This is a genomic window from Hominilimicola sp. (assembly GCF_046972485.1).
Lineage (GTDB): Bacteria > Bacillota > Clostridia > UBA1381 > UBA1381 > Hominilimicola > Hominilimicola fabiformis.
The window spans coordinates 1-11,726 of sequence record NZ_JBKVWU010000007.1 but is presented as its reverse complement, the minus strand read 5'-3'; the positions used below and the strand labels follow the sequence as shown (position 1 = coordinate 11,726).

Below are 11,726 nucleotides of genomic sequence, written 5' to 3'. Positions count from 1 at the left end.
TTTAGAAAGAGGGTTATTTCTATGAAAAAAGTATTAATTTTAATATGTATTTTACTTATAATACCATCGGTTTATGTATTTGCACAAAATTTTAACCAATGTATTGCAGAAATTGTTACACATAAAATTATATTTAACAATAAAGAAGTAAGTTTGTCCAATCCAATTGTAAGTATTAACAATAGAGTATATGTATCAATCAGAGACCTATCTGAAACTTTAGGATATAATGTTGAATGGCAAGACAGTAATCATTCAATAAATATTAACTTGGTCGAGAAAGATGATAACGAAAATTTAATTATTTTTAAGCAAAATCAAAAAATGGGATTCATGGATAGAACAGGTAAAATTCAAATTGCTGCACAGTTTGATGTCGTGCATGAATTTCATGAAGGCATTGCTGTAGTTGGCAATCACATAAGTACTTGGGAAAAACTTCCATCTGACGTCAACAATATGATTTGGGGATTCATTGATGAATATGGTGAACTGATCACACCAATTAAATATTCATATGCAGGTGATTTTAACGAGGGGTTGGCATTAGTAGAATATAATAACGAAAGTTATTATATAAACAAATTAGGTGAAAAATCTTCTCAGACAGTTATTGCTTCTAAATATTTTACTCATGGCATTGCACCTAAATTGATTAAAGGTACTTCATTCCCTACACCTAATTCGCCATCTGAAATCTGGACATATATTGATAGCGCAGGAGAACTTGTTACGGATAAAACATATGAATATGCAGGAGAATTTGAAGATGGTATGGCAATTGTTAAGCAAAACGGCAAATATGGTGTTATTAATAATAATTTCAATATAGTCATTGATTGTCAGTATAACAATTTAAAAAAGATTAGTAATAATCTATATGCCGCCTGTAATGGTAATGGTTCTAATTGGGGTATAATTGATTTATCAAACAATGTTATAGCGGACTTTATATATTTTGATATAGGATGTTTTTCTAATGGTCTTGCACCTGTACGAATGGATTTATATAATGGTGCGTATATAAACGAAAGCGGAAAAATTGTATTTTGTTCACAATTTAGTATGGTTTATGATTTTTCAGATGGAGTTGCATGTGTCGTGGATAAAGTGAACGGAAAAGCAGGTGTCATTGATATGCAAGGGAAATATATTATAGAACCTAAATATAATTCTTTAAGACCTTGTAAAGGTGGATTATTCGAAACAAAAGATGATAATCAGAATTTCTTCTATATTAATAAAAATGGCGAAAAAATTTTACCACATTAAGAATGCTTATGACAATTCTATCGAAGTGTCATAAACCTATATAATCATAAACGAAATGGTTCTGTAGGATACAAAGAGAATGCTGTGATAAAATTTATACCGGGTATTGAAAAATAATAAATAATCATCTTATGACTAGGGGACGGTTCTCCTGACAATGTCTCACCCCGACGGAACGCTGAAAAAGTCATCATATGGCAGTCAGACAACCAACTACACCTATGACGGGTTGAACAGACTTGTCAGCGAACAAGCTCCCAATAAGACATACACCTATCAGTATGACAGCTACGGAAACAGAAGCCAGTTAAGCGTTACGGGCGATGAAACATACACCACAAGCTACACATACGATAAGAATAACCGTATGCGCAATCAGACCAAGACAGCAGGAACGGCAAAAGAAATAACAGACTTCTGGTATGACCCCAACGGTAATCAGATTTCAAGCATGACGGTATCAACAGGCGGTACAGGCACGGCAGGAGTAGGCATTGCACTTGTTGGGGCTGATAATACCAACAGTTACAGCGAGTACAACAGTTGGAATCAGCTTACAAAGACAATGCAGAATGGCAAAACAGCAAGTTATACTTATAACGGTGATGGACTGCGCATGAGTAAGACCGTTGACGGAAAGACAACAAAACATATATGGGATGGTACAGATATAGTAGGAGATGTGACAGACGGAACTGTAACGAAGTATATTCGTGGTCTACAGCTTATTTCATCAAAGAATGGCAGCAATGAAAACTTCTATACATATAACGGACACGGTGATGTTGTTCAACTTACAAACAGTACAGGTGCTATAACAAAGCAGTATAATTATGATGCGTTTGGTGTGGAAACAAACAAAATGAATAATGATACGAACCCATTCAGATATTGTGGTGAGTATTATGATATAGAAACCGACAGTGTATATCTAAGGGCAAGATATTACCGACCAACCACAGGACGATTTATAACAGAAGATTCGTATTGGAATGTAGATAATATGATTTATGGAAATAGTAATGATAAAAAACCCAATATTAATGCAATTATACAAAGTGGCTCATTGTATATTTATTGTAACAGCAATCCTGTGCGGATGATTGATCCAGATGGTAAATATATTGTAGATAGTGCGGCTAGAAATATATGGCGACTTGGAGCGGAATATTATTTAAGAAATAGAAAAGGATGGTATTTAACAGCGACATTATTAGAATTATCAACATATGGCTCTGGACAACACTTTGAAGCTCACAATGGAGAGTATGCTGCTGATTTAATAAAATATAATAGTGGTTTTAGAAAACAAGTAAATGACTATTTATGGTCAAATGGCACACAGTATGATTCCTCATATGCATTCTTTACATTTACATATGCGTTTGATGTTTCAGGAGGAGATTTAGGGGCAGCATTACATAATGTTTCTGTAGTAGTTACAGCAGAAAGAAATAGTGATGCCTCATGGAATACTTTTATACAAGTATATGATACATTTGACTTTACTGAATTCAGAAATCCATTTTTAGAAGATGATTTGAAAAGTATGTTTTTATGGACGATGAATGACTTAGCATATCTGGATCAAGCCATGAATGTAATTGAACCAGTAGAGGTGTATATAGATTTTTATGATACATATTAAGAAAGGTAATATATAATGAAGAAAATAATTAAAACACTAATTTTTTGTGTGATAATATCTATCGTTGTATTTGTTGTTATATGTAGACTTATATCTCAAAACTATGAATATAGTATTGGTCGCGATACTCATAAAACTTTTGGAAATAGAGAATATCAAATTCTAACTTATACATCTATGAATAGAGAAAAAAAATACTGTTTATACAATTTTAAATATAATGAAACAGTTATTAATGACTTAAATTCATATAAATCTTATGGTAAATATATGTATTTTTGTGGCGATGATGGCTTAGTATATATAAGGTTGGACACACATAACAATAAAATTTTATACTATCGAGCAATAGGATGTAATTTAATAAATGTAGAGGAAATGAAAAAAAAGGGTGACATTGAAGTTATTACTTCTCTTGAAGAAGTTTCGGAAAAAGATAGGTCGCGATTTGACAAATTACTAACCAAAATTCGCTAACAAAAGTGGAGATATCTTCTGGCACAAATGTTACGGATACGATTAATGGAACATGAACGTCAAGGGGCGGTTCTCTTTCCACTTCTCGCTGACGGAATTCTGAAAAATCGTTGTACAGAAATCAGACAATTAATTATGCATATAGTATGGATAACTGCATAATTAAAATATTTGTTCATGAAAATAGAGGGGACTGCATAATAAGATGTAGTCCTCTTGTTTTTGTCGAAAAATCTGTTTTTACGTTGATATTTGCATAATTCACTCTATTTTATTGTAAGCTGTTTTATACTGTGATATATATTATATAATTGCAATAGATAGTGAAAAATTTTTGAGTAACTAATCTTGAAATTGCAATTTAATAAAATAGAAGTGAGCTTGAGTATAAACTCAACAATGGTCTGTGTAAGGAGGTTTTATTATGACAGCATCATGGGTATTATTAATTAGTATTTTTGTATTAATTGTTATTTGTATAGTATTATTGTTTATTAAGAAAATACGAGATAATAGAATAGTTTTATATATAGTAATCCCATTATTAATAGGAATTGTATTATTGTTGGGGCAATGGTGTTTTAGATATAACTTTGAAAATCCAATAAATGTTATAGATAATACATTGATTGATTGGGGATTAGCAGAGCCTGAACCTACATCTACACCGACTCCCATTCCAACTCCAACTGTGTATGTGGAACCAACATTTGAGAAACGTACATCTGAAACGTTTAACTATACGATAGATTGCCCTTCTAATTTTGAATTAGAAGGCAGTTTGCAACAAGATACTGAAAATGATTTTAATTTAACGTCAGAAGATCGAAGGGCGACGCTTAATTTTATAGCAAGATATGTTGATGATGAACTACCGGATTTGTTTGTTATTGATACATTCAGAAGGACTTACGGCGGAACAGAATTATATCGTGATGACCAACTTGAAAATGATGGTTGGTATGTGATTTCAAGCAAAACAGCTGATGGATATTTTCATTATAGAAAATGTATATTCACTAATGGTATTGCAAGAATGTACACATTTTCATTTCCTACAGACCAAGAGGATATTTATTTGAAAAATTATGATTATGTTACACATATAGAAAATTCGTTTAGAAAACTTAAATAAAATAAGGGAGTTGCGATTCAGTAGCTCCCTTATTTTATTTTTGCAGAATTAAGCAATTTTCTTGCCACTGTAAACATTTCCATTCCAACAGCAGGAATGTCGCGATAACAGGTGTCAAGTGAAAATTGTTCATCATAGTTAAATGATATATTTACGGATTGATAGATTTTTTCATAAGCCGCTTTGATGGCGGTATCCATATCCATTCCGTTCTCAACCTCGGTGATGATGTCAGCAAGTGATACTTTTAACTGTTGTTCCGCTTGGGTGTAGGCGTCAGGTCGTAACTGTCTATCACACATAACACGGATTGCGTTCTGTGCTATCGGTGATAATATCCCATATCCGTATCCATTTGTTTCGCCTGTAATTACCGCATTGCGTATTTTAGTGTTTGCATAGCCTGCGGCTAATGTGTAACCGAGATTTCCCGTCTGTACATCATCAAGAATATCACCGATTAAATTCTCAACAATTTGTGTCTGTTCCTCTGTTGCATTTAATGGTGTACTTTCTCGCGGGATTTCAGCCGCAAAAGTTGTGGTGCTCATCGTGGTCAATGCCACCGTGATTATTAGTGTGAATATTTTCTTTTTCATAATGAAATACCTCCTGTTTATTTGATATATTTATCATAACAGAAAATATCTCTATCGGCAAAAAAATTCGATTAAATATTTAATAGCAATTTGGTCTGCGGAAAACTGTAAATCCAACACTTGACGCGGTGGATATTACTACATTATTTGCACTGGAAGAACAGTGAATAACAAGAATATTACCATTTGTATCTTTACCGACAACTATTCCAACGTGGCTATAACTCAGCAAGAAACATAAATCACCTGCTTGCACTGTTGACGCTGTTACTTGAATACTGGCGTCACGCTGTCCGTATGTTCCGTGTCCGACAGCATATCCCATACCACTGTTATTAAATACCCAAGTGACAAATCCCGAACAGTCCAATCCATATGCTCTTAGTGTTCCTGATGATGGACTTCCTGCGGCAGTTACTCTCTGCATAGTACCCCAAGCACTGTCCCAACCGATTGCACTTGATTTACCACCCCAAAAATAATTTACTTTACCAACAAGTGAGCCTGCATTTTTGACGACATCCTTGCGTTTCTGCGGAAGCGATGACGGCAATCCATTTATAATGCTTTGAACATCTGCATTTGTAATTGCCAAACTATGGCTTGATGAGGTCAAAACATCGCCGTGTTCAAGTAAGGTTTCCACTGCCTCACGTTGCTTTGCGGTTAATTCATATAAATCCATCAACTCATCTTTTGTTTTGCCATTTATCGTGACGGTGAGTTTATTTTTTGTTTCTGTATCTGATACCGCAATTTCTTCGACCGTATGATTTACGGTGTTAGCGGCTCGGAAATATGTTTTTAGTTTTTCGGCTTTAATATCATCAAATATGACAACATCTTCAGCAGTGTTGTCATCAGTTCCTGCTGTTTTTGCTGCAAATACCGCAATCACGACATTTCTGTCAGTCTGATTATCTATAACATCAACCTCTGTATGGTCTATGGATAATTCAATATCTTCGACTTCTTGTGTCAATTCAACATTGTATTCCGCTATAATCTGCGATAATGGAATTGTTCCTGTATCCGTTACTTCCTCAGAAATAAAAATACCAAACGGACTTGCCGCAATAGCTGCTATAATAATGACAACAATCAATATAACCACTACAACTGCCACGGCACCGCCGGACGCAATTGCCGTTGAAATAGCCTTGACTGCCTTGGCAACTGCTTGTGCAACTTTGACTGCAACTTTAGTTGCTACACGCACCGCAGATTTTGCAATCTTCGCACTTCTTTGTGCAGCCTCTTTTGACAATTTTGCGGTCTGTTTTGCAGTTTGCTTTGCGACCTGTTTTTGTGTTTTAACAGTGGCTTTGTGAGTTTTTGATACTTTTTTCTTTGCAATTCGGCTCGCCTTAAACATATTCTTGCCGTTTTTTACAGTCTTAGATGTTATTTGTTCTTTACTATGTACCGCTTTTGATGTTGTAGTTTGCATTTGACGGGGAACAATACTTGTTTTCTGCTTAGGTGTATTGTATGCCGTTTTTATAGGCTCTACTTTTCCGTTCCGTAAAGACTGCATATAGTTTTCTTTTGTTTTTATATTCGGTTTATCAACTGAGGGAGCATTGGAGATAATATCCGCATTTGGAGTATTCGGCATATTAGCGTCTTTATTTTGTGATTGCATTTGTTCCGTCAATTTTGATTTCAACTTATTCTTGACATATTCGTGTCTTGCATTGTCAGGGCTTTTTATATCTGTATCCGTAATATGAGATTTGATATAATTTTCTTTTGTCTTAATATCTGATTTTTGTTTCGCAGTTGATTTCTGTACTGATTTTTGTATTGATTTTTGTTTCACTTCGGGAACGGCAAAAGAAGTTTCGGACTGTGCGGCGGTATATTCTTCTTTTGTTTTAGGCGTAAACATTTTTGTTTCGGGATTATTTTTTTGCTCTGATTTAATTATGTTCGATTTGGACATAATTTTTTTATCTTCTGCAATTTTTGGAGTTCTGCTTACGGTTTTAGGTATATTCCTGATTTCACTCGAATTAGTTGGAATTTTTCCGTCTGTTAATTGCAAGTTTTTCGGCTGATTATTTGCTAACTTAGGTATATTATTTGTAGTAGGTTTAACGGAAACATTAGGAATTGTATAATTTTCTTTAGTCTTGATTTTGTGTGTTTTGTGTGATTTTATTCTATTATCCGCAATAATACGCATAGTTCGATAGACTTTTGACGTTGTACTGTATGCTGCAAATTCTATTGTATCTGTTGCATAATTTTCGGGAGTCTGTTCGTCATTGTCATTCAACTGTTTTTCTGAGTTCCGCTTTATAAGTTGCTCTTTCATAACAGATGGAGCGTTGCTGAGAACATTATACGGAATAGATTTCACATCTTTTGGTGCGTTTTTAACAATGTGTTTTGCCGCATGTGGTTTTTCTTTGGTTTTAGGTTTTGTCTTTAACTCGCTCAATTACTATCACCTCAATTCTTATATAAAAAAATAAGGCGGCGATTTTCACCGCCGCCTGTGTAATTTATTTTTCACCCGGTTTTGTACTCATCAATTTATAGAGTTCTGTATCAGTAGGGAAGTCATTTGTAAACGGTACTATCGAGCCGCCGACTTTAATCAGTCCGCGTCCTGCCGACGAATTTGTTATATATCCCATTTGTGCGGGAGATATATTAAGCATTGAAGCAAGTTCGGCTCTGTCCGAAGGTGATTGATTAAATATAAGCAAAAACTCACAATTCGAAATCATCCACCTTGCAGTATCATTTTTCAGACATTCCTCAACATTTTGGGTTATTCCAGTTAAAAGTCCTCCGTATTTTCTGAAACGTCGCCACGCCTTCAATAGAAATTCAGCACTGTATGGGTTTTTGAAAAACAAATGTGATTCGTCTATGTATACTCGTGTATATATACCGCGTTTCCTGTTTTCCATAACTCTGTTCATAATGTTATCCAACATTATAAGCAATCCGACCGATTTCATTTGTTCGCCTAATTCCAAGATGTCATAGCAAATAATTCTCCTGTCAACATCTACATTACCTTGATGTGCAAAGGAATCCAAACTGCCCGTAGCGAACAATTCCAATGACAGTGCGAGGTCTTTTGCTTCTTGTTCGGGTTGATGTAATAATTCCTCTCTGAAATCTGCAAGCGTGGGCATAGTCTGATTAGTATTGCTGAAATACTGTTCATATACATTTATAGTACAGCGGTCAATAATAGACCGTTCTTTTGCTCCAACACCGCCACTATTTCTTGCATCACCAGTTTTCAATAATTGGTCAAATAGCGATATTAAAAATTCAGATTTAATTGATATAGGATTATCTTCGTTGTTGAAATCGTTATTTATATCCATAGCATTTATATGATTATTTGATGACGCTGATAGTGTAATTGATTCACCGCCAAGATTTGAAATTAACGGAGCATACTCTCTTTCAGGGTCTACAATAATAATGTCATCGTTTGTAAACAATGCCGACATAGCAATTTCCATCTTTGACGCAAATGATTTACCGCTACCAGAAACACCGAGAACAAATCCGTTTCCGTTAAGTAACAATTTGCGGTTGCACATTAAGAGATTATGTGATATTGCATTGATACCGTAATAGATACCGTCATTGTCGATTATTTCTTGAGTTTTATACGGCATTAGTACCGCAGTGCTTTCCGTCGTCAGTGTACGTATAGCTCTAATATTCATCAATCCGTATGGCAGTACGGTTTTCATTCCGTCCTCTTGTTGATATTTGAGAACAGCGAAATTACAAAGGTGTTTGCGACCTATTGACAGAATAGTTTCGGTATCATTGTTAAGTGCGTCAAGACTATCCGCAATATGTAAAATTGTTACGGTAACAAACATCATTCTTTGGTCACGAGTGGTAAGGTCATCAAGAAATTCCTTAATTTCTTTTCGCATTTGCTCTAATTCGTATGGTACGGTTGCAGAAAAGTTATTGTTCATATTCTGCTTTTGCTGCCATTTTGTAATATCAGTTTCAACCGCTAATAATTTTTTTTGCACTTCTTTTACCGCGTCGTCGGTAGGGATAGGCTTAATATCCACCGACAACATCATACTGCGAGAAAAGTCTGTCAGTTCAGATATCATACTGTCCTTTAAAAATGACGGGTATTCTTTCAAAAAGATAACTCTTGCGAATCTATCACCGACTTTTATGTAATCGCTTTTAAATTCCATACTGTCAGGGCATATATAATCTTTAAAGTCCGCACCTACTGCCATAGCTTTTTTGAGGTCAAAATTGAATATTCCACCATCGTTGCCACGAAAAAAGTCATAAAAAATACGGAGCCTTTCTTTGTAGTTAAGCTCCGTAATATGTGATGATATTTTACCGAAATCGACGGTTAAGTCGTTACCGACACGAGCGAAGAATGTGCGTGCCTCCTCAATGTTTTTCTTTTCACTTGATATAGTAATATATTTTTCGTGGACGATATTATTACTGTCTGCCATCTTATCACTCAACAATGCTTTAAGTTCTTTCGCATATGTTATACTGTTTTTGTCGGCTTTATCAGTTGGTGTTATAAACTGTTCAAATACGTTTCTGTTCAGTTGCTTATTGTATATAGTAATCTTTGCAAATGCGTCAGTCGGCAGTCCATTTAGGATTGCCGAGTGTGCAAGAAACATCTCTAATTGGTCATCATCTGACGCAACCGCATAATTTATATCTGAAAAACGCCACGTTTTAGAAAAATATTGACCGCACTGCATAATACCATCTCTATAAATACGCTTTATAGGGATAGACTGTTGAACACTTTTAGGAATTATTCTTTTTTCCTTTTTTCCAAAAAGCTGTGTGGGTGTTCTTTTTTGATTTTTTAACATCTGCCAAAACCTCCTTATATATATTGTACAAAATGTTTTCAGATTTGAATGTACGCACACCTGCATATATAAATTCGCTCCGAATAAATGCAATTATAAATTCCTCTAATTGCATACCGTTATATTTAAAAAAGCCTGCGGCTGCTAAAGGCAACGCACACACTATACATAACCACGAAACTATTTCTTTTCCTACAATATCTTTGAGTCCGAAATATACGCCAACAGCCGCACCAACCGCGGCAACCGAGCATATAAACTGACGTGCGGACAATCCGAAAAACAGGCTTTCGTGGTAGTTCTTAATTTCCTTATTGATTCGTATTTCCATAAATACCTCCAAACTTAACGCTCATCTTCGTCCTTATGCTTTTTATGATATTTTTTAGCTATTATTATTCTCCATATCTTGAGTAACCTTATCTTTCGGGTGCGTTGCGATGTGTCATTTTTGGTTGCAAGTCCATAGGTGTTTTACCGTCAAGCGGTTTTATAAAATCAATACGGTTTGCCGTAGCCATAATTTTATAATCTAACGGACGTTGCCACGCGGTTGCTTTTGGGGCAAATTTAAAACCGTTTTGCTTTAATATTGCTCTCTGCTCCGATGTTGGTTTTTCCTCAAATATAAGCTGCAAGCGGTTATTTGCAAGATTTATAATAGCTTCGCCACCTACAAACTGCCAACCATTAAACATTGTTTTAGGTCTGTTTTCCAAACGGTCAATGTTCGATTTTATTCTGCCGATTTTCTCATAATTTTCTTTAAAAAATCTTCCTGGATATGGGGCTGATTGATAACCGTTTACTCGCTCGTCGAGTCTTACTGCCTCTGCATAGTCAATGCCCTCAAAGTTTACCATTGTACCGTTTGCTTTGTAATAGTCATTAACTGCCTGCATATATGCAATATTGTTTTCAAAATGTGCTAAATTCTCCTTTAACATATTTATTGCCATAGGGTCGTTTGCACGGATTAGATTGTTATATGCCATTATATTTCCCTCCTTAATTTGTTTGCAATAACCGGCAAACAAGTTGTCTACATTGAAAATTTTTGCATAAAAAAATTGCCACTATTTAAAATAGTGGCAACTTCATAATTTGATTAAAGTTCGCTATTGTCTGTTATTTCGTCATTAAAGAGAATACGGATATAATCTCTTGCACCATAAAGTATGCGTGATATATATACATATTCTGTGTCCGTTTTGTAAAACACTATGTATTTTCCGCTGACTAAATAACGATAATCGGTCGTTATATTTATTTTAGCGGAAAGAGATATACCCATTTCGGGTGAAGTTTCAAGTAATGTGTAATCATCTATTATCTGATTTATTACTCGGTTGGCGGCGATAGGATTGCTTAAATCATCACTGATATATGACTTTATTTCTTGTAAATCGCTTATTGCCAATGGGGATAATTTTATTTTTGCCATTATTCAACCCCCAATATTTTCTTTACATCATCAGCGTCAATCCAGCCGTCTTTTTTTGCGGCTTGTTCTGCGTCTGCTAATTTCGACATAATTTTAATTTTTGCTTGTGTTCTTTCGTACTCGTCTATATCAATAATTGCGTATCTTCCTCTGCCGTTCTTTGTTAAAAAAACAGGCGAATCAATACTAATATCTTTTAAAACATCGGTATAATTCCTTAAATCTGAAACAGGTCTGATATTTGGCATAATAACTCCTCCTCACATTAATTTGCTGTAATTATTAT

Annotated in this window: 11 protein-coding genes; 4 read left to right on the top strand and 7 right to left on the bottom strand. The window is 34.9% G+C overall.

Going from position 1 to position 11,726, the window contains the following annotated elements; genetic code table 11:
- Positions 1-21: 21 nt before the first annotated feature.
- The 4 genes from ACLTU0_RS01790 to ACLTU0_RS01775 all read left to right on the top strand — a co-directional run bounded on the left by ACLTU0_RS01790 (position 22) and on the right by ACLTU0_RS01775 (position 4,532).
- The gene (locus ACLTU0_RS01790) at positions 22-1,272 is read left to right on the top strand and encodes a WG repeat-containing protein (protein ID WP_412321148.1); all 1,251 of its coding nucleotides are present in this window, start codon (positions 22-24) and stop codon (positions 1,270-1,272) included.
- A gap of 157 nt (positions 1,273-1,429) precedes the next feature.
- Positions 1,430-2,920, top strand: a complete 1,491-nt coding sequence (locus tag ACLTU0_RS01785; RefSeq protein ID WP_412321146.1) for an RHS repeat-associated core domain-containing protein — start codon at positions 1,430-1,432, stop codon at positions 2,918-2,920.
- A gap of 15 nt (positions 2,921-2,935) precedes the next feature.
- The gene (locus ACLTU0_RS01780; RefSeq protein WP_412275428.1) at positions 2,936-3,397 is read left to right on the top strand and encodes a hypothetical protein; all 462 of its coding nucleotides are present in this window, start codon (positions 2,936-2,938) and stop codon (positions 3,395-3,397) included.
- A 424-nt stretch (positions 3,398-3,821) separates the two neighbouring features.
- Positions 3,822-4,532 carry a hypothetical protein gene (locus ACLTU0_RS01775; RefSeq protein ID WP_412321145.1) on the top strand — a complete coding sequence of 237 codons (711 nt, stop codon included), beginning with the start codon at positions 3,822-3,824 and terminating at the stop codon, positions 4,530-4,532.
- A 29-nt stretch (positions 4,533-4,561) separates the two neighbouring features.
- Here the strand turns inward: ACLTU0_RS01775 and ACLTU0_RS01770 are convergent, their stop codons facing one another.
- The 7 genes from ACLTU0_RS01770 to ACLTU0_RS01740 form a co-directional block, all read right to left on the bottom strand.
- Positions 4,562-5,131: a hypothetical protein gene (locus tag ACLTU0_RS01770; RefSeq protein WP_412321144.1), complete on the bottom strand. Its 570-nt coding sequence runs from the start codon at positions 5,129-5,131 to the stop codon at positions 4,562-4,564.
- 79 nt (positions 5,132-5,210) lie between these two features.
- Entirely contained in the window at positions 5,211-7,577 is a 2,367-nt protein-coding gene (locus tag ACLTU0_RS01765) for an NlpC/P60 family protein (protein ID WP_412321142.1), read from the bottom strand.
- A 64-nt stretch (positions 7,578-7,641) separates the two neighbouring features.
- Positions 7,642-9,996: a VirB4-like conjugal transfer ATPase, CD1110 family gene (locus tag ACLTU0_RS01760; protein ID WP_412321141.1), complete on the bottom strand. Its 2,355-nt coding sequence runs from the start codon at positions 9,994-9,996 to the stop codon at positions 7,642-7,644.
- The gene (locus tag ACLTU0_RS01755; protein ID WP_117966055.1) at positions 9,929-10,327 is read right to left on the bottom strand and encodes a PrgI family protein; all 399 of its coding nucleotides are present in this window, start codon (positions 10,325-10,327) and stop codon (positions 9,929-9,931) included. The genes ACLTU0_RS01760 and ACLTU0_RS01755 overlap by 68 nt, the downstream gene beginning before the upstream one ends.
- An 88-nt stretch (positions 10,328-10,415) precedes the next feature.
- Positions 10,416-10,991, bottom strand: coding sequence for a hypothetical protein (locus ACLTU0_RS01750; protein WP_412321140.1), 576 nt, complete (start codon positions 10,989-10,991; stop codon positions 10,416-10,418).
- Positions 10,992-11,104: 113 nt separating this feature from the next.
- A complete protein-coding gene (locus tag ACLTU0_RS01745; RefSeq protein WP_412275423.1) occupies positions 11,105-11,440 on the bottom strand; it encodes a type II toxin-antitoxin system RelE/ParE family toxin in 336 nt (111 codons plus the stop codon).
- The gene (locus ACLTU0_RS01740; RefSeq protein ID WP_412321138.1) at positions 11,440-11,688 is read right to left on the bottom strand and encodes a type II toxin-antitoxin system Phd/YefM family antitoxin; all 249 of its coding nucleotides are present in this window, start codon (positions 11,686-11,688) and stop codon (positions 11,440-11,442) included. The genes ACLTU0_RS01745 and ACLTU0_RS01740 overlap by 1 nt, the downstream gene beginning before the upstream one ends.
- Positions 11,689-11,726 lie beyond the last annotated feature (38 nt).